This is a genomic window from Allomuricauda sp. NFXS6, from assembly GCF_040148835.1.
GTDB lineage: Bacteria > Bacteroidota > Bacteroidia > Flavobacteriales > Flavobacteriaceae > Flagellimonas.
The window spans coordinates 19388-45673 of the sequence record NZ_JAGEMG010000013.1 but is presented as its reverse complement, the minus strand read 5'-3'; the positions used below and the strand labels follow the sequence as shown (position 1 = coordinate 45673).

General features: G+C 41.9%; 25 protein-coding genes. 8 read left to right on the top strand and 17 right to left on the bottom strand.

The genetic code is table 11. The features are described 5' to 3' along the window. Positions 1 to 211 precede the first annotated feature (211 nt). From J4E06_RS16340 to J4E06_RS16325, 4 genes are all read left to right on the top strand, one after another. The gene (locus J4E06_RS16340; protein ID WP_349525067.1) at positions 212 to 655 is read left to right on the top strand and encodes a YHS domain-containing (seleno)protein; all 444 of its coding nucleotides are present in this window, start codon (positions 212 to 214) and stop codon (positions 653 to 655) included. A 63-nt stretch (positions 656 to 718) separates the two neighbouring features. Beyond that, on the top strand, positions 719 to 1204 hold the full coding sequence (locus tag J4E06_RS16335) for a DinB family protein (protein ID WP_349525066.1): 486 nt from the start codon (positions 719 to 721) through the stop codon (positions 1202 to 1204). Then, entirely contained in the window at positions 1192 to 1908 is a 717-nt protein-coding gene (locus J4E06_RS16330) for an NRDE family protein (protein WP_349525065.1), read from the top strand. Before J4E06_RS16335 ends, J4E06_RS16330 begins: the two co-directional genes overlap by 13 nt. 5 nt (positions 1909 to 1913) lie before the next feature. After that, entirely contained in the window at positions 1914 to 2954 is a 1041-nt protein-coding gene (locus J4E06_RS16325; RefSeq protein WP_349525064.1) for an ATP-grasp domain-containing protein, read from the top strand. 7 nt (positions 2955 to 2961) lie between these two features. Here the strand turns inward: J4E06_RS16325 and J4E06_RS16320 are convergent, their stop codons facing one another. The 10 genes from J4E06_RS16320 to tamL all read right to left on the bottom strand — a co-directional run bounded on the left by J4E06_RS16320 (position 2962) and on the right by tamL (position 14513). Further along, positions 2962 to 3435, bottom strand: a complete 474-nt coding sequence (locus J4E06_RS16320) for a glutathione peroxidase (RefSeq protein WP_349525063.1) — start codon at positions 3433 to 3435, stop codon at positions 2962 to 2964. Positions 3436 to 3437: 2 nt separating this feature from the next. Then, complete coding sequence (locus tag J4E06_RS16315; protein WP_349525062.1) at positions 3438 to 3866, bottom strand: DoxX family protein; 429 nt, start codon at positions 3864 to 3866, stop codon at positions 3438 to 3440. 81 nt (positions 3867 to 3947) lie between these two features. Continuing rightward, positions 3948 to 4934 (bottom strand): YpdA family putative bacillithiol disulfide reductase, encoded by a 987-nt coding sequence (locus tag J4E06_RS16310; RefSeq protein WP_349525061.1) that lies wholly within the window; start codon positions 4932 to 4934, stop codon positions 3948 to 3950. Then, a complete protein-coding gene (rpe, locus tag J4E06_RS16305) occupies positions 4934 to 5593 on the bottom strand; it encodes a ribulose-phosphate 3-epimerase (RefSeq protein WP_349525060.1) in 660 nt (219 codons plus the stop codon). The genes J4E06_RS16310 and rpe overlap by 1 nt, the downstream gene beginning before the upstream one ends. A 187-nt stretch (positions 5594 to 5780) precedes the next feature. Further along, positions 5781 to 6644, bottom strand: coding sequence for a sigma-70 family RNA polymerase sigma factor (locus J4E06_RS16300; RefSeq protein WP_100817395.1), 864 nt, complete (start codon positions 6642 to 6644; stop codon positions 5781 to 5783). Between the two features lie 148 nt (positions 6645 to 6792). Further along, a complete protein-coding gene (locus tag J4E06_RS16295; protein WP_349525059.1) occupies positions 6793 to 9024 on the bottom strand; it encodes a polyribonucleotide nucleotidyltransferase in 2232 nt (743 codons plus the stop codon). A 220-nt stretch (positions 9025 to 9244) separates the two neighbouring features. Then, a complete protein-coding gene (gene rpsO, locus J4E06_RS16290) occupies positions 9245 to 9514 on the bottom strand; it encodes a 30S ribosomal protein S15 (protein WP_349525058.1) in 270 nt (89 codons plus the stop codon). A 407-nt stretch (positions 9515 to 9921) separates the two neighbouring features. Then, positions 9922 to 10782, bottom strand: a complete 861-nt coding sequence (gene accD / locus J4E06_RS16285; protein WP_349525057.1) for an acetyl-CoA carboxylase, carboxyltransferase subunit beta — start codon at positions 10780 to 10782, stop codon at positions 9922 to 9924. A 28-nt stretch (positions 10783 to 10810) separates the two neighbouring features. Then, a complete protein-coding gene (fbaA, locus tag J4E06_RS16280; protein WP_349525056.1) occupies positions 10811 to 11878 on the bottom strand; it encodes a class II fructose-bisphosphate aldolase in 1068 nt (355 codons plus the stop codon). Between the two features lie 52 nt (positions 11879 to 11930). Then, positions 11931 to 14513 carry a translocation and assembly module lipoprotein TamL gene (gene tamL / locus J4E06_RS16275; protein WP_349525110.1) on the bottom strand — a complete coding sequence of 861 codons (2583 nt, stop codon included), beginning with the start codon at positions 14511 to 14513 and terminating at the stop codon, positions 11931 to 11933. Between the two features lie 24 nt (positions 14514 to 14537). Between tamL and J4E06_RS16270 the strand changes: the two genes are divergently transcribed. Further along, positions 14538 to 15254: a TrmH family RNA methyltransferase gene (locus J4E06_RS16270; RefSeq protein WP_349525055.1), complete on the top strand. Its 717-nt coding sequence runs from the start codon at positions 14538 to 14540 to the stop codon at positions 15252 to 15254. A 224-nt stretch (positions 15255 to 15478) separates the two neighbouring features. Here J4E06_RS16270 and porT read toward each other — a convergent pair whose 3' ends face one another. Together porT and ubiE are read right to left on the bottom strand one after the other, a co-directional pair. Continuing rightward, the gene (gene porT, locus J4E06_RS16265; protein ID WP_349525054.1) at positions 15479 to 16177 is read right to left on the bottom strand and encodes a type IX secretion/gliding motility protein PorT/SprT; all 699 of its coding nucleotides are present in this window, start codon (positions 16175 to 16177) and stop codon (positions 15479 to 15481) included. A gap of 4 nt (positions 16178 to 16181) precedes the next feature. After that, positions 16182 to 16910, bottom strand: coding sequence for a bifunctional demethylmenaquinone methyltransferase/2-methoxy-6-polyprenyl-1,4-benzoquinol methylase UbiE (ubiE, locus tag J4E06_RS16260; RefSeq protein ID WP_349525053.1), 729 nt, complete (start codon positions 16908 to 16910; stop codon positions 16182 to 16184). 194 nt (positions 16911 to 17104) lie between these two features. Between ubiE and trkA the strand changes: the two genes are divergently transcribed. Next, complete coding sequence (gene trkA, locus J4E06_RS16255) at positions 17105 to 18454, top strand: Trk system potassium transporter TrkA (protein ID WP_349525052.1); 1350 nt, start codon at positions 17105 to 17107, stop codon at positions 18452 to 18454. Further along, positions 18454 to 19944, top strand: coding sequence for a TrkH family potassium uptake protein (locus J4E06_RS16250; protein ID WP_349525051.1), 1491 nt, complete (start codon positions 18454 to 18456; stop codon positions 19942 to 19944). Before trkA ends, J4E06_RS16250 begins: the two co-directional genes overlap by 1 nt. Before the next feature lie 95 nt (positions 19945 to 20039). On the opposite strand, the gene J4E06_RS16245 is transcribed toward J4E06_RS16250, so the two are convergent. Together J4E06_RS16245 and J4E06_RS16240 are read right to left on the bottom strand one after the other, a co-directional pair. Beyond that, on the bottom strand, positions 20040 to 21227 hold the full coding sequence (locus J4E06_RS16245; protein ID WP_349525050.1) for a pyridoxal phosphate-dependent aminotransferase: 1188 nt from the start codon (positions 21225 to 21227) through the stop codon (positions 20040 to 20042). Positions 21228 to 21240: 13 nt separating this feature from the next. Continuing rightward, entirely contained in the window at positions 21241 to 22344 is a 1104-nt protein-coding gene (locus J4E06_RS16240; RefSeq protein ID WP_349525049.1) for a fatty acid desaturase family protein, read from the bottom strand. 115 nt (positions 22345 to 22459) lie between these two features. Here J4E06_RS16240 and rsmG point away from each other — a divergent pair, with 115 nt between their 5' ends. Beyond that, a complete protein-coding gene (gene rsmG / locus J4E06_RS16235) occupies positions 22460 to 23095 on the top strand; it encodes a 16S rRNA (guanine(527)-N(7))-methyltransferase RsmG (protein WP_349525048.1) in 636 nt (211 codons plus the stop codon). 260 nt (positions 23096 to 23355) lie between these two features. On the opposite strand, the gene J4E06_RS16230 is transcribed toward rsmG, so the two are convergent. From J4E06_RS16230 to apaG, 3 genes are all read right to left on the bottom strand, one after another. Then, positions 23356 to 24120 carry a creatininase family protein gene (locus J4E06_RS16230; protein ID WP_349525047.1) on the bottom strand — a complete coding sequence of 255 codons (765 nt, stop codon included), beginning with the start codon at positions 24118 to 24120 and terminating at the stop codon, positions 23356 to 23358. Between the two features lie 72 nt (positions 24121 to 24192). Beyond that, the gene (gene pruA / locus J4E06_RS16225) at positions 24193 to 25821 is read right to left on the bottom strand and encodes an L-glutamate gamma-semialdehyde dehydrogenase (RefSeq protein WP_349525046.1); all 1629 of its coding nucleotides are present in this window, start codon (positions 25819 to 25821) and stop codon (positions 24193 to 24195) included. 73 nt (positions 25822 to 25894) lie between these two features. Beyond that, positions 25895 to 26281 (bottom strand): Co2+/Mg2+ efflux facilitator ApaG/CorD, encoded by a 387-nt coding sequence (gene apaG, locus J4E06_RS16220; protein WP_349525045.1) that lies wholly within the window; start codon positions 26279 to 26281, stop codon positions 25895 to 25897. Positions 26282 to 26286: the final 5 nt, after the last annotated feature.

Below are 26286 nucleotides of genomic sequence, written 5' to 3'. Positions count from 1 at the left end.
TGGGAAGACGGAATCATAATTTTGGTTTAATAAATCAACGTTCAAGGTATATCATTAGTGCCATTAACCTCGGGGAACTAACAATGATTAGATGTAATTCAAAAAAACCTCGATGAATAACAATCTAAATTGAAAGGAATCGCCTTGGTTCTTGACTAAACTAATCCATTTGGGTGCTTTCCACTTTATTTTGGATGACTAATTAGATGATATGAACAAAATTTTAGTAGTTCTTTTTTTAGTTATTGGTGTTTGGAGCCATTCCCAAACCACAGATTACAACACTAAAAAAGGATATGCCGTAAACGGATATGATGTGGTTTCCTATTTTGATGGAAACCCATCGGAAGGTAAAAAGGAGTTCAACACAGTTTACGATGGTACGGAGTTTAAGTTTTATAATCTGGAGAATTTGAACAGGTTCAAGAAAAATCCAACCGCCTATTTGCCAAAATATGGAGGCTATTGTGCCTATGCCGTTGCCGTAAACGGCAAAAAAGTAAATGTGGACCCAGAAACTTATGAAATCAGGGACGGTAAACTGTACCTGTTCTATAATAAAGGAAAGAACAATACCTTACAGTTTTGGCTGAATGAATCCCCAAACAAACTAAAATCTCAAGCGGATAAAAACTGGGAGAAAATAAAAAATTGAATATTCTTTCTATCTTATACTCAATTTCATCAAGAAACGATTAAAAACCAATAACTAAACACCATGTTCAAATCTTCCTTGGAAACCTTGGAGCAGTTCAAAAAAGTACTGTCGGAGTTGCCCAAAGATTGTTATTCCCAGTCTTGTGAAATCCTTTCCAACGCTAGCATAGGTCAACACACAAGACATATTATTGAACTTTATCTTTGTCTGTTAAAGGGATATGATATTGCCAATGTTGACTATGATCGTAGGGAACGCAATTTAAAGATCGAAGAGAATTTGGTGCTTGCCTTGGAACGGTTGACCTTTATCCAAAAGCATTTGGAGAAACCTAATAAGACCATCAAGGTGAACTACGAACTGGATGGAGAGGAGAATCAGCTCGATTCAAATTATTTTAGAGAGGTGATGTACAATTTGGAACATACGATACACCATCAGGCATTGATCAAAGTGGGAATTAGACACTTTTCCACCCAAGAAATTCCAGCATCTTTTGGTGTGGCGCCATCTACCATACAATACAGGAAGGTATGTGCACAGTAAGTTTTATAATTTCAGGGAGCAGGCGTCTCATCACGTCCAATCGAGACGAACATATCTCAAGACCATTGGCCTTGGAGCCTAAGGAGGAAACCATAGGTTCGGCAAAGGTGCTGTTTCCAAAGGATCCCAAAGCGGGGGGCAGTTGGTTTGCCCTCAACGATAACGGCTCGGTCGCTGTGCTTCTCAATGGTGGTTTTGTGAATCATGCCCCAACTGGAAATTACGCCAGAAGTAGGGGCTTGGTGCTTTTGGATGTAATAGCATCCCAGCAGCCGTATGAGCTGCTTCAAGCAATGGAACTGCGGCGAATTGAACCCTTTACCTTGGTTCTGTTCAATGGTAAATTGTTGGAGTTTAGATGGGACGGTCACCAAAAATATTATAGACCATTGGATGCAAGCAAAAACCATATTTGGTCTTCGGCCACACTTTATAAGGATGAGGTGATCAAGCAACGACGCAACTTGTTTCAGAAGTTTATTGATGGAAATTCCAAGATAACCCCTAAAGATGTTGTTGATTTCCATTCCAATAACCACGATGATTTTGAGAACGGATTTATCATTGATCGCGATTCAGGTCTCAAAACCTTTAGTGTAACCCAAGCTGTTTTGGATGACGAGGAAATTGTGATGCGTCATCTGGATTTGTTGAACGATAAATTTTTCGAAGTGCCTTTTTCGCCCACACAACTCACCTTGTAACTGTGATGGATTCATTAAAATTGATATGGCATCGAATCACCCACTGGGAATATTGGCCCTTTTGGATGATTTATTACCCTATGTTTCCCGTTTGGTTGTATTATTCCATTAAAGCACGTTCCATCTTCTTTTTTAATGCAGCCAATCCTGGAATGAAAAATGGCGGTATGGCCATGGTATCCAAAATGGACATCTATAATATGATTCCGGAAGGGTTTATTCCCAAAACACTCTTTGTCCAGAAGGATGAGTCTCCTGAATTGGCCTTGGAACGTATTTTGGCTTCGGATATCAGCTTTCCGTTCATTGCCAAACCAGACATCGGCATGAAGGCCTTTGGCGTGGAAAAAATCCATGACATTGATGAATTCCAGAAGTATATACGTTGGACGCCGTCTGATTTTTTGGTGCAGGAATTAATTCCGTATCAGAACGAAGTGGGCATATTCTATGTACGCAAACCTGGGGAAATCAAAGGTAAAATTACTGGAGTCGTTTCCAAGGAATTTTTGTCCATTACAGGGGATGGAGAAAGTTCTATGGTGCAACTTATTAAAAAGAACCCGCGAAGCCATCTGCAATTAAAAGTTTTAGAACAAAAATTTGGTGACCAGCTTCAACAGATTTTGGATCAAGGAGAGGAATTTGTTTTAGTGCCTTACGGTAGTCATACACGGGGAGCCAAGTTTATTGACATCAGCCATAGTATCAATGATGGTTTGTTAAAGACCATAGATGGGATATGTTCCCAAATAAAAGGTTTCCACTATGGCAGATTGGATGTGCTTTACAAAACCTACGATGAGCTTTGCGAAGGACAAAACTTTAGCATTATCGAGGTGAATGGTGCAGGAGGGGAGGCTACCCATATTTATGATCCAAAACACTCTTTATTATGGGCATGGCGAGAAGTTGCCCGCCATTGGGGAATACTATGTGCCATTAGCATTGCAAACAAAAGGGCAGGTTATTCTTACCTTAGTTTTAAGGATGGAAGGGCCATGTTAAAGCAAACCGGTGCCTTACAGGCTCAGCTAAAGTTTTAGTGTTTGTTTAAAGAATCTTCTCGATATAACTTACCATGGCATTCGGTTCCGTTGTAGGTGCAAACCGCTTTATAGGTTTCCCTGTTTTGTCAATTAAAAACTTGGTAAAGTTCCATTTGATTTTTCCGCCCAGTAAGCCGCTCAATTGAGACTTAAGATATTTGAATATAGGATGGGCGTTGCTACCGTTAACATCAATCTTGGCAAACATAGGAAAGCTTACACCGTAGTTTGCTTGGCAAAACTCTTGTATATCTTCTGCATTGCCAGGTTCTTGGTTTCCAAACTGGTTGCAGGGGAACCCCAAAACAACCAGTCCTTGATCTTTGTAATTTTTATAAAGCGCTTCCAAACCTTCATACTGAGGGGTTAATCCGCATTTACTTGCGGTATTCACCACAATAATGGTTTTGCCCTTGTATTTTTCCATGGACTCTGGGGTGCCATCCAAACGTTCTGCTTCAAACGTGTAAAATTCCATAGCTACTTTTTTTGTTTATTTATAAGGTGTTTCAGTGCTCCTGTGGACCAAAGGGACCAAAGTATCAAAACAGGCTGAAAAAACAGACGAACGAATCTTTTAAGGTCGGTGTCCAGTCCAAAGGCATCAATGCCATTGGTGTATTGGGAAATGTTCCCGGGGAATATCAAAACATAGAAAATGGCCAATATAATGCCGACTTTAACCTTGTATTTTACTAAAAATACCATAACCAGTCCCAAAATAATCTCAACAACGCCAGAGGATACCACTACAAAATCCATAAAAGCATCACTGGTGGGCAACCATCTGGGGACCTGAGCTTGGAACTCTTCCCTTTGAAAGGTTAGGTGGCCTAAACCGGACATCATCATCAATAGGCCTAAAATAACCCTAAATATATTCTGGGTAGAACTTGTGGTCGTGCTCATTCGAAATTTTTTCAGGTTCCTTTAAATATAACCATATATAACCTGAACACTTGAGGGAAAGTCCTAAAATCTTACCAAAAATTAAGAGTTTTCCGCTGTCAGGTCCATTTTGTGTTTGATGGCGTTCATAATAATAGGAGCGTGGACGCGCGAGTTTTCGATAAACCATTTATGGGTTTCCATGCCACCGCAGATGACCCCTGCCAAAAACAAGCCATCAACATTGGTTTCCATCGTATCGGGGTCATAGGAAGGGAGTCTTTTGGGGTCGTCGGATAGTTCTATACCCAACTTTTCCAAAAAAGCAAAATTGGGTCTATATCCGGTTAAGGCGAGTACAAAATCGTTTTCCAAAGTAACTTCGCCTTCTGGCGAATTAATAACGATTTGATGAGGTTTTATTTCCTTTACTGTTGAATTGTAAAAGGCTTTGATGCTGCCTTCCTCAATTCGGTTGATGATATCCGGCCGTACCCAATACTTTACTCGTGGACCCACTTCTGGGCCCCGAATCACCAAGGTTACCTCGGCTCCTTTTCGCCAACATTCCAAAGCAGCATCTATAGCGGAGTTGCTGGCTCCGACTACTACCAATTTTTGACTGGCGTAAAAGTGAGGATCATTGTAATAATGGGAAACTTTGGGCAAATCTTCACCTGGAACATTTATGTTGTTGGGGAGGTCGTAAAATCCTGTGGCCACCACTACATTTTTGGCTCGATACTCGTTTTTATCGGTTTTTACAGAAAAAAAGGCTCCTTGCTTTTCAGTGTCGATAACCTTTTCAAAAAGATGGATATTGAGCTTATTTGATGTTACGATCCTTCTATAATATTCCAGGGCCTCGTTGCGTTTTGGCTTCGCTTCTTTACTGATGAAGGGAATTTCGTCAATTTCCAGCTTTTCCGACGAGGAAAAAAACTGCATGTTCACCGGGTAGTTGAAGAGCGAGTTTACAATGGGTCCCTTTTCTATGATGATATAGGAAATGCCTTGTTTTTTGGCTTCCAAACCGCAAGCAATCCCAATGGGACCACCCCCTATGATGACAACATCAAATTCCTGCATTATGCTATTTCTTCTTTTAATTTTTTAATGGTTTCGGTTGGGTTGGCACTTTTAAAAACAAAACTGCCAGCGACCAAAACGTCTGCTCCGTGATCAATCAACTTTTTGGCATTGTCCGCATTGACACCTCCGTCAATTTCAATCAAGGTATTCGCATTTTTACGGTAGATGAGTTCCTTGAGGTCGGCCACCTTTTGATAGGTATTCTCGATAAAGGATTGCCCGCCAAAACCTGGGTTGACACTCATTACGATTACAATGTCAATATCCTGTATGGTGTCTTCCAATAATTTGATGGAGGTATGTGGATTAATGGCCACCCCAGCCTTCATCCCTTCAGCTTTTATGGCTTGCAGGGTTCTGTGCAAATGGGGACATGCTTCGTAATGTACAGTTAAATGATCAACGCCTAAATCGCTAAAGGTTTTAATGTACTTGTCTGGGTCAACAATCATCAAGTGGGTATCCAACGGCTTTTTGGCATGCTTGGCAATAGCTTGTATTACGGGCATTCCAAAGGAAATATTGGGTACAAAAACACCATCCATAACATCCAAATGGAACCAATCGGCATCACTTTGGTTCACCATTTCGATTTCGTGTTGAAGATTGGCAAAGTCGGATGCCAGGAGCGAAGGGGCAATCATTGATTTGTTCATAGTACAAAGTTAGCCAATTAAGGCCATCCATAAACGAAAAAAACTCCGGTAATCAGCCGGAGTTTATTCATCAATCAAAAAACGAACAGTCATGATAAACTGTTATATCTTACTAAATTACAACTTTCCTGCCAAAAATCAAATTTAAGGATAGTTTAACTGTAATTTATGGCGTATTTTTTACACTTTATCCCAAATATGTCTTTAAAATCTTACTTCTGGAAGTATGTTTTAATCTGCGGATGGCTTTTTCCTTGATTTGACGAACTCTTTCCCTGGTAAGGTCAAAAGTTTCACCAATCTCTTCCAAGGTCATGGAATGTTGTCCTGCCAAACCAAAATAAAGCCTGATTACATCAGCTTCACGAGGGGTAAGGGTTTCCAGAGCACGCTCAATTTCGGTACGGAGGGAATCGTGCAAAAGTTCCTTGTCCGGGTTAGGGGACTCACCACTGCGCAATACATCGTAAAGGTTGGAATCCTCACCATCGATCAAAGGTGCGTCCATGGATACATGGCGACCGGAGTTTTTCAAGGATTGCTTTACATCTTCCACGGTCATGTCCAATTCTTTGGCAATTTCCTCTGCGGATGGTGGGCGTTCGTGCGCCTGCTCCAAGAAAGCAAATGTTTTGTTGATCTTGTTGATGGAACCAATTTTATTCAATGGCAAACGAACAATACGGGATTGTTCTGCCAATGCTTGAAGAATGGATTGGCGAATCCACCAAACAGCGTAAGAAATAAATTTAAATCCACGAGTTTCATCAAAACGTTGTGCCGCTTTGATAAGCCCCAAATTTCCTTCATTGATCAAATCCGGAAGTGTCAATCCTTGGTTTTGGTACTGTTTTGCCACAGAAACCACGAACCTAAGGTTGGCTTTAGTTAATTTTTCCAAGGCTACTTGGTCTCCCGCTTTAATTCGTTGTGCCAACTCCACTTCTTCATCGGCGGTAATCAAATCTACCTTACCAATTTCCTGCAAATACTTGTCCAACGATGCGGTTTCCCTATTGGTAACCTGTTTTGTAATCTTTAACTGTCTCATCTAAAAAATTCCTTCAAATTAAATTTGTGAACCGGAGCTCATTAGGTTATACGTTGAAAAAACTAAAAAGTTACATTTTGGTTACATTTTTTTAAAAAAAGAAAGCCCCAGGCAACTGCCCGGGGCTTTTATTCACTACTAAGAAGTTTTAATCTCTGTCCCTTCTTGGTTTTCTATCGCGATTTCCGCCTCTGCGGTCACCACCACCTCTACGGTCACCACCTCTATCATTTCGAGGTGGACGTTCTTGATATCCTTCAGGTTTTGGCAACAAGGCTTTTCTTGATACCTTTTCCTTTCTGGTTCTTGGGTCTAGACCGAAGTACTTTACATCAAAAACATCTCCCATGTTTACCACATCGGATACATTTTCGGTACGTTCCCATGCCAGTTCGGATACATGAAGCAATACTTCGTTCCCTGGTGCATCGGTATATTCTACCACAGCGCCAAAGTCTAGCATTTTGATCACTTTAACCTCATAAACACTTCCCACTTCTGGTTTGAACATTAATGAATCTATCTTGGCCAATACGGCATCGATCCCATCCTGATCTGTACCAAGGATTTCCACAATACCTTCTTCGGTGTCTGGGTCTTCGTTGATCACAATTGTGGTGTTGGTTGTTTTTTGAAGTTCTTGAATCACTTCTCCACCTTTACCGATAAGTGCACCAATAAATTCACCTGGAATAACTCTGGTAACAATTTTTGGAGCGTAAGATTTAACCTCTTCTCTAGGCTCGGCAATAGTTTCGATAAGTTTGCCCAAAATATGCGTTCTGCCATCTTTGGCTTGCATCAAAGCTTTCACCAAGATTTCGTAAGAAAGTCCTTTTACTTTAATGTCCATTTGGCAAGCCGTGATACCATCTGCGGTACCGGTTACCTTAAAGTCCATATCTCCCAAGTGATCTTCGTCACCCAAGATGTCGGATAGTACAGCATATTTACCAGTTTCGGTATCTGTAATCAATCCCATAGCGATACCGGAAACAGGTTTTTTCAACTGAACACCAGCATCCATCAATGCCATGGTACCGGAACATACGGTTGCCATAGAAGAGGAACCATTGGATTCCAATACTTCGGAAACTACACGAACGGTATAAGGACAATCTTCTGGAATCATTCCTTTTAGGGCACGTTGTGCCAAGTTACCGTGACCTACTTCTCTACGTGATGTACCACGAATTGGACGTGCTTCACCAGTGGAGAATGGAGGGAAGTTGTAATGCAAATAGAAGGTTTCTTCGCCTTCGAAAGATGGCATGTCTATTTGGTTGGCCTCTCTTGACGTACCCAAAGTAACCGTTGCCAGTGCCTGTGTTTCACCACGGGTAAAGATGGCCGAACCGTGAACGGAGGGCAAATAATCGATTTCACACCATATAGGTCGAACATCTGTTGTTTTACGACCGTCCAAACGAAGTCCTTCTTCCAATGTTAGGTTTCTAACTGCTTCTTTTTCGGCTTTGTGGTAGTATTTGGAAATTAAATCACTGATTTCTTCCAATTCTTCTTCGGAAAAGGATGCTTTAATTTCTTCTTTGATGGCTGCAAATGCCTCGCTGCGTTCTTTTTTGGAGGAACCAGCTTTGGCCACTTCATATACCTTATCATAGGCCATGTCGTGGATTTTTTTCTGAAGTTCCTCGTCTTCAGCTTCTGATTCGTACTCACGAACTTCTTTTTTGCCGAAAGCTTCTGCCAATTTTATCTGTGCAGCACATTGTACTTTAATGGCTTCGTGGGCAAATTTGATGGCTTCTACCATTTCCTCTTCGGAAATTTCATCCATTTCACCTTCTACCATCATCACAGAATCCGCAGAGGCACCGATCATCATGTCGATGTCGGACTCTTTTAATTGTGCTCTTGTCGGGTTGATAATGAATTCACCGTTCACCCTACCCACGCGTACCTCCGAAATGGCGCACTCGAACGGGAAATCTGAAAGTTGGATGGCAGCGGAAGCAGCCAATCCAGCCATGGCGTCAGGCATAACGTCTTCGTCATGCGACATCAACTGGATCATCACCTGTGTTTCGGAGTGGTAATCCTTAGGGAACAAAGGTCTCAATACCCTGTCCACCAAACGCATGGTCAATACTTCACCATCACTAGGTCTGGCCTCTCTTTTAAAGAAACCACCTGGGTAACGTCCTGCGGCAGCAAATTTTTCACGATAATCAACGGTAAGTGGCAAAAAGTCCACGTCCGAAGCTTTGTAATTGGAGACAACCGTACACAATAACATACACTTGCCAGATTGGACAACAACAGAGCCGTGGGCCTGTTTTGCCAGTTTTCCGGTTTCAATAGAAATCTCTCTACCGTCACCTAGGTCTATGACCTCTTTAAATGTCTTTGGAATCATAAAATTAATCTTACCTAACCAATATGGCCAGGTTGTTAAACATTGGGTCTACCGCCATCCGGGCGGTCGGGTTGTGTTGTTGTTGTGTGTGCTTGGAAGCACTTGACCAATGAAAAACTATTTGTAGCTTTTTGTGTTTGCCCAGTGTTAAGCCGGGACTTTTTTGTTGAAACGTGTTCAACCAAAAACAAAGGGGAAGCCAATGCCTCCCCTTGTTGTTTTATTTTCTTATACCTAATTCCTTGATTAGAGTACGGTATTTTTCAATATCTTTTTTCTTTAGGTAATCCAAAAGACTACGTCTTTTACCTACCAATGCCACCAAAGAACGCTCGGTGTTATAATCCTTGTGGTTGTTTTTAAGGTGTCCTGTTAAGTGGTTGATACGGTGAGTGAACAAAGCAATTTGTCCTTCCGTAGAACCAGTGTTGCTCTCAGAGCCGCCGTGTTTTTTAAAAATCTCGGCTTTAACTTCTTTTGTTAAATACATTCCAATATTATTTAAATGATTTTTATGTATTGATTGACAGTTCCTCTGACCTTCAAAGGACAAGCAATCAGCGTGCAAAGATATGTTTTTATTTGAAACCTAAAGACTTATTGAATATAAACTTTTGAGGTTGCCATATCGAAGATGCCTTATAAAGGATTGTCTAAAAAGACTTTCGTCTTGTCATTCCGAACTTGTTTCGGAATCTCACTAGATTGATTTTTTATTATAATGAGAACCTGAAACAAGTTCAGGTTGACGGTAAAATAAAAGAGGTTGTTTAAAAAGCAACAAAAGTTTGAATTTGTCAGGTTGAGCGCAGTCGAAACCCATTGATTATCAACATGCTTTAGGTTCTCGACTGCGCTCGAACTGACAGATAACTAGCTTTTTGGACAGCCCCTTTTTTAATCTCTTACAGGTTGATTGGTAATCAAATCAATATAGAGATTGACTTTTTTCTTCAAATCCCTGCGATGGGTAATGAAATCCAAAAAACCATGTTCTTTCAAAAACTCGGATGTTTGGAAACCATCAGGAAGATCTTTCCCCGTGGTGTCCTTCACGACTCTTGGTCCGGCAAAACCGATCAGTGCTCCGGGTTCCGCAATGTTGATGTCTCCCAACATGGCGTAGGATGCAGTTGTACCTCCCGTTGTAGGGTCCGTACATAAAGAAATGTATGGTATTTTGGCCTCTGCCAATTGCGCCAATTTAGCAGATGTTTTTGCCAATTGCATCAACGATAGGGCGGCTTCCATCATACGGGCACCCCCTGATTTCGAAATCATTACAAAGGGTACTTTTTTTCTTTTGGCCACATCAATGGCGCGGGATATTTTTTCACCTACCACACTTCCCATGGAACCTCCGATAAAAGCAAAGTCCATACAGGCCACAACAATATCCTTTCCTTGAGACTTGCCAACTGCAGTCCTCACCGCATCTTTTAAACCTGTTTTTTTCTGGGCAGCCTTTAAACGATCCGAATATTTTTTTGTATCCTCAAACTTCAAAGGGTCTTTGGAGGTCATTTTTGTATCAAGTTCACGGAACTTGTTGTCATCAAAAAGAATTTCAAAATATTCTTTGCTTCCTATACGAACATGATAATCATCTTCCGGGCTTACATAGAAGTTTTTGGCCAAATCCTCGGCCTCAACAATCTTACCGGTAGGGGACTTATACCAAAGCCCCTTGGGAGTGTCTTTCTTCTCCTCGGTAGCGGTCTGTATTCCTTTTTCCTTTCTTTTAAACCAAGACGACATGCAATCAATATTTAGTTAGACAAAAGGCTTACAAGGTGTTTACGTTGTTCAAATCCTCGAAAGCTTTTTTCAAACGAGCCATAAAGGTTTTTTCTCCTTCTCGAAGCCAAACTCGGGGATCATAGAATTTTTTATTGGGTTGGTCGTCACCATCAGGGTTGCCTATCTGTGTTTGTAGATAATCCTTTTTTCCCTGTATGTAATCGCGAACACCTTCCAAGAAAGCGTATTGCAAATCGGTATCAATGTTCATTTTGATAACTCCGTAACCGATGGCTTCCCTGATTTCTTCCAGAGTGGAACCTGAACCTCCGTGGAATACAAAATCGATGTGATTGTGTTCTACTCCATATTTTTCTGTGATAAACTCTTGGGAGTTCTTAAGAATTTTTGGAGTCAATTTTACGTTACCTGGTTTGTATACCCCGTGTACGTTGCCGAATGCCGCGGCAATGGTAAATCTTGGGCTTACTTTCGAAAGTTCTTCGTAAGCAAAGGCCACTTCTTCTGGTTGAGTGTACAATTTAGAATCATCAACATCGGTATTGTCCACACCATCTTCCTCACCTCCTGTAATTCCCAACTCAATCTCCAAAGTCATATCCATTTTGCTCATGCGCTTCAGGTATTCTTTGCAGATTTCAATATTTTCTTCAAGAGGTTCTTCGGAAAGATCGATCATATGCGAACTGAAGAGTGATTTTCCGGTTTCTTTGTAATGCTTTTCACTGGCATCCAAAAGCCCATCAATCCATGGCAGCAATTTTTTGGCGCAGTGGTCGGTATGAAGAATTACGGTTGCTCCGTAGGCCTCTGCCAATTGGTGAACGTGTTTGGCGCCTGCAACGGCTCCAAGGATGGCGGCTTTTTGGTCTTCGTTGGAAAGTCCTTTACCTGCATTGAACTGGGCTCCTCCGTTGGAAAATTGGATAATTACGGGAGCGTTTAACGTTGCCGCAGTTTCCATTACGGCGTTAATACTGTCCGAGCCGATTACGTTTACTGCCGGAAGTGCATATCCGTTCTCTTTTGCGTGGTTGAAAATTGCCTGTACCTGATCACCGGTCGCAACACCGGGCTTGATATTGTGGGACATAGTTATATTGGTTTCGAATTTAATAGGGAACAAAAGTAATAAAATATTTGCTCTAGAAAGGATAATTGATCCCTATGTTGAAGACGGCCCTTTTAAAGTTGTAACCATCAAACCAACGATCCGACCCAACTTTGGCAGGGTTATAGGTCTTGAAGCCTACATCCAGACGGAAAACAAAATAAGTGAAATCGTAGCGTAGGCCGGCTCCTGTGCCCAATGCGATGTCTCCCAGTGAGGCAAACCCGCTAAATATGGCATCCGGATTGGTTTCATTGTCGAATACGTTCCAAATATTGCCTGCGTCTGCAAAAAGAGCGCCCTTTACATTGCCGGCAATAGGGAATCTGTATTCCAGGTTTAGGGCGAGCTTTAAGTTGGCTTCGTTAAAATCGTTTATGTTATCGGTGCTTCCGGGCCCCAGTTCGTAAGCGTTCCAAGCTCGGTTATCATTTGATCCTCCGGCAAAGTAACTTCTTACAAATGGTATATTGTCCGAGTTGCCGTAAGGAATGGCAATTCCGGAGAAGCTTCTGAAAGCGATTACCTGTCCCCCTCCTATGCTCCAATGACGGATATAATCAAACTCCGTTTTTACATATTGTGAATAGGGAACCCCAAAAACAAGGTATTGGCCATTGTCGTTTTCGTTGTAGGGAATTACATTGGTGAGCAGGGAAAGCATACCGCCGGCACTTTCCAGTTTCATTCGATATTGGTAAAAGTCCAAATCGTTTATTCCAGACTTGCTGTTTTTTGTGTGAGCAAAGTTGGTGGCAAAAATAAGGTTGTTCTCCGTTAATCTTTGGCGTCTTTCTTCAATACTGTTTACTTCATCAAACTGATCATTGTCTACCGTCAGTGTTCCGTTCAACACATCATTTGCGAAACTATTGGCACCGTCGGGAATGGAAAGGGTGGGGTCGTCGGTATCTAAATCATCAAAATAGGATGCATTTTGAGGGTCGTCTTGGAAATCATCGGCAATATCGTCCAAGTTTGAAAAGGTGTTTCTATATACATTGTAGAAATTGTCCGGGTTTACATTTCGAACAAACTCTACGTTCAACAATTCAATATTGTTTTTTAAGCGAGTGGAAGGAGACCAATTATAGGATAATACCGAGTTAAGGGATTGTTTGTCCAAACCAATGTTACGCTGAAAATTGGTACCGGCCGATAATCTGCTTTGGGGCAGCATATAGTAAGGAATTATCCTTTCGGTATTGAACGGTAGCCAAATTCTAGGAAATGTGATGTTGATGTCCCCACCGAGCTCCGAGGTGAAATTTTCGTCCGACAAGGATGCATCGCTCAACAAACCAATTGATCCCCTTGCGGAAATGTTAAGGGTTTCTGCACCTCCAAAAACATTTCTTGTAATAACGGATGCACTAAAAGCGGTGCCGATTTGTTGAATGTTGGAGTGGGTCACATCAAAATTCAAATTCAGGGAATACTTGGACTTGGCGGCCAAATAAATGTTTGTCTCCAATCCGGTTTGTGTGGAATCGGGAATAAACTCAATATTAGGGTATTTAAAAGTGTTTAGGTTGGTAATTTGCCGGTAGGTCCTGATTCGGTCCAAATCCCTGTAAATACTATCTTTTTCAAAGAAAATGGCATCGGCAAGAGCTTTGGGTCTATACCTAAGTTTACCACTATAATAAATGTTATAGTTTTCGTAGGTTTCACGTTGTAGGGTGTCGGTATCCCCGTTGATGTCATAATCAGCGTAAATGTTTATTTCTTTGTGTCGGGCAACCTTGTATGGGTTAATAGAGTCGGTACTGGTGCTTGTGCTTCTAAATTTGTTGATGTTCAATTGCACATCCATCAATTTGTCATCGGCAGAAATAGTGGTGTCACGAAGGATATCGTAATTGATTGAGCTTTCCTGAAAATTATAGACTCCCGAATTCCGGAATAAATTGGTCAAGCGTTCCCGTTCTTGGGTAAACTTGCCCAAATCAAATTGATCCCCTTCCTTAACAAAGCTCTTGTTGGCAGCGATGGCATAAATTGAATCCAGTTCCGGAGACGAGATATTTTTCTGAAGCGTATCTATAATGTAAGGTTGGTTCAAGGTGATGCTATACTCAATACTGGCCTTTCGATTTTTATTTCCGTTGATTATCTGATATTCTCCTGTATTGTTAAAGTATCCTTTGCTATTGTAATAGGCTTTTAGCTTGTTGATGGATTTGCTGGTTTCGGCCGTATCGATGATTACGGGTTGCTCCCCGATATTTTTCAGGAATTCGCTAAGTCCTTTTACAAAAAATGATTCCCCAAGCCGGTTCACCTGTTTTTCGGAAAGCAGGTTGTTCAGGCGTTTTTCTCTTTTCTCTTTTCGGTGCAGCCAATCTTGAAATGAAGAATCTGGATTTTCCTTGGCGAGGTTGTAAAGGTTCAATTTTAAGGGGTAGCCTAAAATACTACTGTTCGGTTTTTGCCTGATCAATCCCTTTACCTCACTGCTGTTTACTTTTTCGTCATCGACTAAAATGGTGTTTTTGGTGAGCAATAGCTCATCCTCCTCAACCTTTTTTAAGGTATTGCAACCCAAAATGCTCAGCAAAAGCAACAATAACCCTATTTTTGCCCAGTCGCACGTTACACCAAAAGAACCATTCATAGAAGCCAAAAATACACGATTTAGATGGTTACAAAAAACCAAATTAAACTAGTTGTTAGCCTTAAGCAAAAAAAGTACCGATCTCAACATCGACTCTTTGTGGTCGAAGGTAAAAAGGTAGTGAACGAGCTACTGAAGTCTGGATTGAGACCGTTTCACATTTTTGTGGACGATACCGGATCAACGGAAAAATTCAAAGAGGCAACACTGGTTTCCCAAAAGGAGTTGAAGCAAATGAGCAGCTTAAGCCATCCGAATGGGGTGTTAGGGGTTTTTCATATGACAGAGGCTAACGATATACCTGTTCAGGATTGGGTGGTGGTGCTCGATGCCGTAAGGGATCCAGGCAATTTGGGTACCATAATTAGACTATGCGATTGGTTTGGGGTAACACAATTGGTATGCTCACAAGATACGGTGGATTGTTACAACCCTAAAGTGTTGCAGGCCACCATGGGCTCCATTGCCAGGGTACATATTGCTTATGTTGATATTAAGAAATATTTGAATCAAACAGACCTTCCGGTTTATGGTGCGTTTATGGATGGTGCACCGGTTTATACATCTGATTTGCCCGATAAAGGTATTTTAGTGATGGGTAATGAAGCCAACGGCATTTCTAACGAAGTGAGTGATTTAATCTCAAAAAGAATCTCGATTCCCCAGTTTGGCGCACCCACTGCCGAAAGTTTGAACGTAGCCACAGCAACCGCCATTTTGTTGAATGAAATACGAAGGTAGTTTTTGGAACTTGATTTTGATGCCAGAAGTCAGAAGTCAGAAGTCCGATGCTCGATGTCGGAAGTTTGATACTTGAACTTATTGCATACTGCCACTCCGTTACTGGTTATTGAATTATTCTGTTGTTGAATTTTGAATCGGGAGTCAGAAGTCAGAAGTCAGAAGTCAGAAGTCGAGTGCTGTCTTTTGGAATTTGAGGCTTAATTTTTGGAGTTTGATTCTTACTATTCAAACGTAAAATTGATGAAGATTCCCCGGGTGCGCATTGCAGCGATGTTTCCTGTCCAGGGACTGTTAGGGTCGGCATCGGGAACCAATTCGTCCGTAAGGGCAAAAACACCGCGAATGGATGGCGTGAACTTAAAGTATTCGGTGTAAAAATCAATCCCAAACCCAAGTTCATATCCATACACATTTTGTTTCATCCTAAATTGGCCGCTGCTGTTATCGTCCAGGCTGTCCTCATTGCTCCCTAAATTGATGGAGGCATACACCCCGCCAACAATAAATGGTCTCCAGTTTCCGATTCTGCGGGTACTTGCCTTTAACAACAGCGGGAATCTTATGTAGGTGGAGCGCACTTCGCGTATAGCTTCCGCTTGTGTAGAAAAACCAGGAAAACCTAAGGTTCTGGAGGTGTAGAGCAGTCCAGGTTCAAAACGTGCGTCCAAAAACTCGTTGATTCTAAGTTCGCCTATTAGGCCAACATTAAAGCCAATACTTTTATCTACCAGAATGTCCCTTCCAATATCATCCTTATATTCAAATTGAAAATCGTATTGGTTAAACCCAAGATAATACCCCCAGTTCAAAAGTTTCTTATCCTCATTTTGAAGGTTTACAATGGGGTCACCACCAAATTGGGCCAAGACAGCGGTGTTAGATACTATTAATAGTCCAAAAAGGATAAGAAAATTTTTCATTAATCTATTTTGAAGCCACATAAATGGACGCTACACCCATCGTTTGTGGTTTGTTCTCTACTCCTATAAACCCGATTTTCCTCAAAATATTGTTGAAAGCCTCTCCGTGGGGGAAAACGGATGCCGATTCGCTTAAGTAGGTATAAGCCGACCTGTCCTTGGAAAACAGTTTTCCTATGGACGGCATTATATGTTTGGTGTAAATTTTATAGCCCTGCTTAAAAGGGGTTTTGGTGGGAACCGAGGTTTCTAAAACCAAAAAATGACCTTCAGGCTTTAATACGCGATAGATTTCCTCCAGGCCCTTTTCCAGATTTTCAAAGTTTCTGACCCCGAAGGCCACAGTGATCGCATCAAAGGAATTATCCTCAAAAGGAAGGTTTTCGCTATCGCCAACGACCATCTCAATGGTACTTTGAAGGTTCTTGTTGGATACTTTGTTTTTGCCAACTTCCAACATGCCCGGGGAAAGATCCAGTCCCACTATTTTTTTGGCACCTGTTTTTGCCATGGCAATGGCAAGGTCTCCCGTGCCCGTTGCTATGTCCAAAATGGAGTTTGGCGATTTGTCCTTTAAAAAAGCCACGATGCGCTTGCGCCATTTTACATCTGTTCCAAAGGAAATTACACGATTGAGACCATCGTAATTTTCCGATATATTATCGAACATTTGCCTTATCTGGTCTTTTTTGCCAAGCTCGGATTCTTTGTAGGGCGTTACCTTTTTCGACATCGCTTCATTTTGCTGGCAAATATACAACTTAGCTTAAGGGATGAAGACAAAATTATTTATGTAATTTTGCCCTCCAAAGGGATTTATTTTCCGTATTTGGTTAAAAGTATGGAGTTTACATATAGCATACCATTCTTAGTATCATTTGTAACGTGCAAATGGAGTTTATTTAAGAACACATCCTATTCTAATTAATGAGAATCATTATTGCAGGTGCAGGTGAAGTTGGATTTCATTTGGCCAAATTATTGTCCTACGAGGCACAGGAGATCACTTTGATCGATACCGATAAGGAAAGATTGTCCTATGCCGATAACCATTTGGATATTCGCGTGCTTCGGGGCGATGCTACATCGATCCAAGTATTACAAGATGCCCAAGTCGATGGCTCCGATCTGGTAATCGCGGTAACAGCTTCGGAAACCACCAATTTAACCCTTTGTGTGCTTGCAAAACAATTGGGCTGCAAACGTACCATGGCCAGAATTTCCAATACGGAGTTCATGGACAATCGTGATATTATCAAGTTTGAGGAATTGGGTATTGATGAACTGATTTCCCCGGAGCGCTTGGCCGCCACGGAAATACAGTTGATGCTCAACCAGTCCGCTTTTAACGACACCTATCAATTTGAAGAAGGTCTGCTGACCATGTTCGGGGTAATTCTTCCCAAAACCGCACCATTTGTAGGAAAGATGGTGAAAGAGGCAGCCCGAATTTTTCCAGAACTCAATTTTATGCCCATCGCATTACAGCGAAAAGGAACCCAATTTACTTTGATTCCAAGGGGTGACACCGTTTTTAAAGAAGGTGATCAGGTGTATTTCATCACTTCGGACAAAGGAGTGGAAGAACTGTACAAGCTTTCCGGAATGCAAAAACAGGAAATCAAGAATGTAATGATTCTTGGTGGGAGCAAGGTTGGTTATAAAACAGCACGGGATCTATGCAACAAAAAATTCAACGTAAAACTGATTGAAAAAAACAAGGAAAAGGCATTTGATATTGCCGATGAGCTGCCCCATGCCCTTGTAATAAACGGGGATGGGCGAAATGTGGAGCTTTTGGAGGAAGAAAACCTGGAATCCATGGATGCCTTTATAGCCGTTACCGGGAACTCCGAGACCAATATTATGTCCTGTTTGGTAGCCAAGAGCAAAAAGATCAAGAAAACGATTGCCTTGGTGGAGAACATGGACTATTTTCAGTTGTCCCATTCCATTGGCGTGGATACCCTTATCAATAAAAAACTCCTTGCCGCCAACAGCATCTTTAGATATATCCGAAAAGGAGAAGTTTTGGCGCTAACCCGTTTGAACAATCTGAATGCAGAAATCTTGGAGTTTGAGGTAAAAGCATCCTCATTGGTTAACGGTGAAATTATCCGGGAACTGAATTTTCCCAGGGAAGCGAGTATCGGTGGGGTGATCCGCAACGGGGAAGGAATTATTGCCCTCGGTGACTTTAGAATTGCCGAAGGGGACAAAGTAGTGGTCTGTTGCTTGCCCAAGGCCATTCCAAGGATAGAAAAGCTGTTCCTGTAATGAAGCTCAACACGCGAATCATAATCCATATAATGGGACTTTTGTTGCTTTGCAACGGGTCTTTTATGTTATTGGCCGCTTTGGCCAGTGGAATTTATAAAGATGGTGCCACCATGGATATTATGTTGGCCGCCATTGTGACCATGCTTTTTGGTATTATGGCCATGTTCTATACAAGAGGACATAAAAAAGAGGTCAAAAAGAAAGAAGGGTATATCGTGGTGACCTTCGGTTGGATCATCATGTCCATTTCCGGTATGCTTCCGTATCTTTTTTCGGGAGCAATCCCTTCCATTACCGATGCATTTTTTGAGACCATGTCGGGTTACACCACAACAGGAGCCTCAATTTTGGACGATATTGAAGCATTGCCCGAGGGAATCTTACTTTGGAGGAGCCTGACCCATTGGATCGGGGGAATGGGTATTATTGTGCTGGCAATAGCCATTTTACCACTTTTGGGTATTGGGGGCATGCAATTGTTTGCTGCAGAAGCACCTGGCCCTGGAGGGGATAAGCTTCACCCTAGAATAACGGACACGGCCAAAAGACTGTGGCTCATCTATTTTGGGTACACGGTTCTAGAAGCTTTGTTGTTGAAGTTTGCCGGAATGTCATTTTTCGATGCCATCAATCATGCATTGGCAACCATGTCAACGGGAGGGTTTTCCACCAAAAATGCGAGCTTGGCCTTTTGGAACGATCAACCTTTGATCCAATACATCGTAATTCTGTTCATGTTTTTGGCAGGGAGCAATTTTGTACTCAGCTATTTTGCATTGACCGGAAAGGTGCAGCGCATCCTTAAGGATGAAGAGTTTAAGTATTACCTTGGTTTTGTGGTGATTTTTGCCATTGTAGTTGCCCTGGGTATTTATTTTAGGGCCGATGTGCCAGTATCTGATTTTCACCCAATGGTGTTGGGGGAAGTGGAAAGCGCCTTTAGACATGGTTTGTTCCAAGTGGTTGCAGTAATTACCACAACGGGTTTTGTATCAGCTGATTTTACTTCTTGGACACCCTTTTTAACAGTTTTATTTTTTGGGTTGATGTTTCTTGGGGGGTCGGCAGGTTCAACCGCAGGGGGTATTAAAGTAATGCGCCACCTTTTGATTATCAAAAATGGTATTATGGAATTTAAGCGGACGTTGCACCCAAACGCTATAATTCCTGTTCGATACAACCAAAAAACAGTGACGGAGCATATTGTGTACAATGTAATAGCCTTTTTTGTCCTGTATATGTTGTTATTTATCATCGGCTCGTTGGTACTTGGTTTTTTGGGCTTGGATTTTGTATCTGCAGTTGGTGGCTCTGCATCATCTCTCGGAAATGTAGGCCCGGCTTTGGGTAGTTTAAATCCAGTGAGCAACTACAACAGCCTTCCTGCCGCCGGAAAATGGTGGTGTAGCTTCTTGATGCTTTTGGGACGTTTGGAACTCTTCACCGTTCTTATTGTGCTGACCCCATACTTCTGGAGAAAGACCTAATAAAAAAACCTCCTGAAGTTGTACTCCAAGAGGTTTTTAAAATTGTTGATGAGATACTGAATCAAGTTCAGCATTAGCATTACGTCTCAATATATTTAAAGTACTGCCTTAATTCGGGCAATGGCTTCTTTCAATTCTTTTTCTGATGCTGCGTAGGATATACGAATGCAATTCGGGTTTCCGAAAGCTTCGCCGGTAACTGTTGCCACGTTGGCGTGCTCCAATAAATATAGGGAGAAATCGGAAGCATTGTTGATGGTAACTCCGTTCAAGGTTTTTCCAAAGAAATCGGAAATATCCGGGAATACATAAAATGCACCCTCTGGAACGTTGAGGTTGAATCCATCTATTTCACCCAAAAGCTGAAGAACAAGGTCCCTTCTTTCGTGGAACTTGTCAATCATAAATTGGATTTTGGTCACAGGGGCCTCCAATGCGGTGATTACTGCACGTTGCGCTATGGCGTTGGCACCGCTGGTCACCTGTCCTTGCAGTTTTGTGCAGCCCTTGGCAATCCATTCCGGTGCACCGATGTAACCGATTCGCCATCCTGTCATGGCAAATGCTTTGGATACACCGTTCACGGTAATGGTTTTGTCGTACATACCATCAATGCCTGCTATACTTACGTGTCCACCTTTGGTAAAATTGATATGCTCATATATTTCATCGGAAACCACATAAATGTCAGGGTGTTTTTTAAGTACCTCGGCCAAACCTTCCAACTCTTCTTTGCTGTACACCGAACCACTTGGGTTGCACGGTGAACTGAACCAAATCATCTTTGTTTTTGGTGTGATCGCAGCTTCCAATTGCTTGGGCGTCATCTTAAAATCGGTATCGATTTGTGTGAGGACCTCTACAGGAACCCCTTCGGCCAACTTTACAATATCGCTATAGCTAACCCAATAAGGGGCTGGTAGAATTACTTCATCACCAGGATTAAGAACCACCATGGCCACATTAAAGAGCGATTGCTTCGCACCTGTGGAAACCACAATTTGGTTCAAACCATAATCAAGTTTGTTATCTCTTTTGAATTTGTTGGAAATCGCAGTTTTTAATTCCGCATATCCATCAACCGGCGTATAGCTACTGTAATTCTCATCGATGGCCTGTTTTGCGGCATCCTTGATAAAATCAGGGATGTTGAAGTCGGGTTCACCCAAGCTCAATCCTATAATATCCTTTCCTTCATTTCGTAATTCCCGTGCTTTGGCTGCCATTGCCAAGGTTGCTGACGTGGACATGTTTTGAATCCTGTCAGATAAGTGGTTGCTCATTGATACTTCGTTTTTACTGATATTGGAGCGTTGGTTTTTTACCTAGCTCTTTTAAGTGTTTGAAGTGCGAAATTATAGCTTTTCTGGTAGTTTTATATTCGTGGTAAGGCAAATTGAACTCCTGAGCAGTCTGTTTCACAATTTTGGAAATATTTGTGTAATGTATGTGACTGATATTCGGGAAGATGTGGTGTTCTACCTGATGATTCAACCCGCCTGTAAACCAGTTTACAATTTTGTTTTTGGTACCAAAATTCACCGTGGTGAACAATTGATGGATGGCCCAGGTGTTTTTCATATTTCCCGCTTCATCGGGCAATGGGGTCTCCGCATGGTCCACAATATGCGCCAATTGGAAAACCACACTCAGAATCACGCCTGCAACATAGTGCATAATAAAGAATCCAAGCAATACTTGCCACCAAGCGACATCAACAAAAACCATGGGTAGTACGATCCAAATGGTTATGTAGATTACTTTTGTTATGACCAATGTACTCCAGTTGATTACGGGGTTTGGTAGTTTGCCGTAGCTCAATTTCCTCTTCATGTAACGGTACATTTGCTGGAAATCAGTGGTGATGGCCCAGTTAAAGGTCAATAAACCATAAAGCAAAATGGAGTAGTAGTGTTGAAATTTATGGTGTTTTCGCCACTCGGCGTGTTTTGAGAATCGCAGTACCCTGCCAGCTTCCATATCCTCATCGTGTTCGTGGATGTTGGTATAGGTATGATGAAGCACGTTGTGCTGAACCTGCCAGTTGTAAACGTTGCCCGCCAGAATGTAAATACTGCTTCCCATGAGTTTGTTCACCCATTTTTTATTGGAATAGGCACCATGATTTCCATCGTGCATCACATTCATTCCAACTCCTGCCATTCCTACGCCCATTGTTACGGACAGCAACAAATAGGCCCAAAAAGGCAAGTCAAGTGTTAATATCAAAAAGTAGGGGGTCAAAAAAATGGCAAACATCACTATTGTTTTTAAGTGAAGCTTCCAGTTACCGGTTTTCTTGAGGTTGTTTTCTTTAAAGTAATCGTTTACTCGTTTGTTCAGTGTCCTGAAAAATTTTGCCGAATCTCTTCTTGAAAACCGGACAGTACTCTTATCCATAAAAAAATGTTTTTACAAAGGTAATTAATTTGGCTCTTAACAATGTACTATATGTTGTTAGAACGGTGTTAAGGTCTATAAAAGTATTAATTTTGACAAAAATAATGTCCAGTATATGAAAGCGGAACTTGTATTCAAATATTTTACGACGCTCAACGACGAACAGCGAGAGCAGTTTGCCAGGTTGGATGCGTTGTATAAGGATTGGAACCAAAAGATCAATGTGGTTTCAAGAAAAGATATAGATGAGCTTTACTTGCGACATGTGCTTCATTCCATGGGGATTGCAAAAATCCAAGCTTTCAACGAGGGAGCTCATATTCTGGATGTTGGTACTGGGGGCGGTTTTCCGGGGATTCCATTGGCAATCTTGTTTCCAAATGTGAATTTTACGTTGGTTGATGCTATTGGTAAAAAGATAAAAGTGGTGGACGAGGTTGTTCAGGGGCTTCAATTGGAAAATGTAAAAACCCATCATTCCAGGGTCGAGGATATCCCAGGACAATTTGATTTTATCGTAAGTAGGGCAGTAGCTGCTATGCCCACATTTGTGCATTGGACCAAGGGAAAAATCAAAAAAGACTCGGCGCACCAGCGAAAAAACGGCATACTTTACCTAAAAGGTGGTGACCTTACGGAAGAGTTGAAAGGTTATGAGACCGTTCAAGTCTTTGATTTAAACGAGTATTTTGAAGAGGATTTCTTTGAGACTAAAAAAGTAGTATACTTACCCCAGAAATTCAAAGGTTGATCATATACTGTACATTCGCTTATATACAAGCCTACACTTTCTAGCGTAATCTTTGGCATATTGCCATAATTGCTGATACTTTTTAATCATCAATTTCCCCCATGCATTAATTCTAACTGTCATAACCAATTGATTTAGTGATACTAATTTAAGTTAATTACGTTTAGTTTACAATTAGTTAACGTTAAATTTACATATAAATTATAAAATGATTAAAGAAATCGTTGGTTTTGAAAGGAAGTCAAACTATCAAAATGGCCTTATTGGTACAAGTCATCCGTGTCGGCTTGGGTAACATCAACAAAGAGCTGTCCCATTTTTGCGCAAACCAGATTAAAGAAGACTTCTCCTTTTTCTTTGGATGCTTTATCGGGGTCGCCTACTCCGGTATCCTCGCTTATTTTGGACCAGGGGCGTTCCGTCCAAGCCCATCCTTCGGAAAACGCTTTTATCTTATTTTTGAATTCTTTTCCATCTCCCCATTCCTCCCTTGGCAACACCAATTCTGGTGTTAGATGGAGGATAAGGCTGGTTTCCATTTCATCGGCATGGTCACCTATATTTTCAAATACCCCTGATTCACTGCCAAGTTTAAACCAGTTCGTAACGCAAATGAACATGTCTGGGAAGAGCAGACCCAGCTCTCGGATGATGGCCTTCCAATTGTTCCCGCCATGACTGTTTAAAATCATGAATTTGCGCACACCTTGACGGTTCAAAACGGTAAGGAGATCCTTTAGAATGGCAAATTGAGTGCTAGGGTTCAGGTTCATATCCAAATAAATATCAGATTGTCCTGTGTTTACGCCAAAAGGGATGGTTGGCAGTACAATTACCTTGCTGCCTTGCTCCCAAGCAATTTTGGCAGATTCTTCGGCAATCGAAGTTCCCTCGATCACGTCGGTAGCGTAGGGGAGGTGGTAATTGTGTGCTTCTGTGGCGCCCCAAGGTAAAACAGCCAAATCAAAAGATTCATCTTTAAGGTGTTTCCAGTTCGTTTCGGCCAAAATATAGGGTCTGGGCATGGGTATAGGTTTGGGTTAAACAAAAAAGCCGTCATTTTGTAATGACGGCCTTTAAAATAGGTGTTTTTGATCTTATCCCAAAAATGGGTATCTATAATCTTCGGGAGTTACAAAGGTTTCCTTGATCAATCTAGGTGAAACCCAACGCAATAAGTTTTGCATGGACCCTGCTTTATCGTTGGTTCCGGATGCCCTGGCGCCACCAAAAGGTTGTTGTCCCACTACAGCTCCTGTAGGTTTATCGTTGATGTAGAAATTGCCTGCACTGTTTTGAAGTGCTTTTGTAGCTTCATCAATAGAGTAGCGGTCTCCTGAAAGTACAGCTCCCGTTAATCCATATTCCGATGTACCATCCACCAATTTCAAGGTTTCGCTCCAATCCTTATCCTCATAGAGGTAAACGGTAACCACTGGGCCGAATAGCTCGGTGTACATGGTCTCATACTTTGGGTTTGTGGTCAATATCACGGTAGGTTCCACAAAATACCCTACGGATTTGTCATAATTTCCACCGGCAATGATCTCAGCCTCCTTGTCCTCTTTGGCTTTATCGATGTACTTGGCCAATTTGTCAAAAGACCTCTCGTGGATAACGGCGTTAATAAAATTGCTCATATCCTCTGGAGAACCTGGCTTGTTAAATGATGCGATGTCCTTTTTTACCAATTCCAAAATTTCATTGGCCGTGGATTTGGGCAAATACACCCTGGAAGCGGCACTACATTTTTGTCCTTGGAACTCGAAAGCGCCCCTACTAATGGCGGTGGCCACTTGCTGGGGTTTGGCAGTTGGATGCGCAATGATGAAATCCTTTCCGCCTGTTTCCCCTACGATCCTTGGGTATGTTTTATACTTATGGATGTTGTTTCCTATCTGTTTCCAAAGGTTTTTGAATACTTCGGTAGAGCCTGTAAAATGGATTCCCGAGAAATCCGGACTGTCCAGTACAGTGTCCGAAATCATAACAGGATCTCCGTAGACCACATTGATGACCCCATCAGGCAATCCAGCTTCTTTGAAAACATCAACAATTACCTTTGCGGAATAGATCTGGCTGTCACTGGGTTTCCAAATGGCCACGTTCCCCATCATCGCCGCACTTGTGGGCAGGTTTCCTGCAATGGCCGTAAAGTTGAACGGAGTTATGGCGTAGACAAAGCCCTCCAATGGACGATATTCCACACGGTTCCAGACCCCTTCGGAGGACTCTGGTTGCTCACTGTATATCTGCGACATGTATTCCACGTTAAAACGGAGGAAATCCACGATTTCACAAGCAGAATCGATTTCGGCCTGATAAATATTTTTTGATTGGGCGATCATAGTGGCCGCGTTCATTTTGGCACGGTATGGCCCTGCAATAAGGTCGGCTGCTTTTAAAAAGATGGCGCAACGTTGTTCCCATGTCAAATTCGCCCAAGCTTCCCTTGCCTCCAAACAGTTGGAGATGGCTTTTTCCACATGGGCTTTTTCTGCCAAGTGATATTGCCCCACAATGTGTTTGTGGTCGTGAGGAGGGGACAATGGTTGGGTGTTGCCCGTTTTTATTTCTTCGCTTCCAATGTAAAGTGGAATGTCCACTTGATCGTTGTAAAACGCTTTATATTGCTTTAGTACTTCTTCTCGTTCGGGGGAACCCGGAGCATAGCTCAAAACAGGTTCGTTGTATGCGGTCGGAACTTGAAAAAATCCTTTTCCCATAGAAATGTTTTTTTAATGATTAACAATTCTATCAAAGATAGTGAAACCTATATCGAATATAAAATGATGTGGATTAGTTTATGGCAAAGGGTGCCGCAAACTTAAATGTAGGGATTTCAACCTCGAACTCTTGTGCATTGGTAAAGTTGACCATGTGATAGTGTCCACGCATAGCACCAACGGGCGAAGCCAAGAGGCAGCCAGAGCTGTAGGTATGCGATTTTCCAGGTTTTATAACGGGCTTTCTGCCGATAACCCCTTCCCCGTCTATGGTCTCCGGGTCCTTGAGAGCGTCAAATACATCCCAATGCCTTGCTGTGAGCTGAACGGTATCCTTGCCAAGATTTTCTACGGTAATGGTATAGCCAAAAGCGTAGTGCACCTTGTAATTTTTGAAGAAAGTGCCTTCAAAAGACGTACGAACCGATACTTTAATCCCTTTAGTTACCTGTGTAAACATATCAA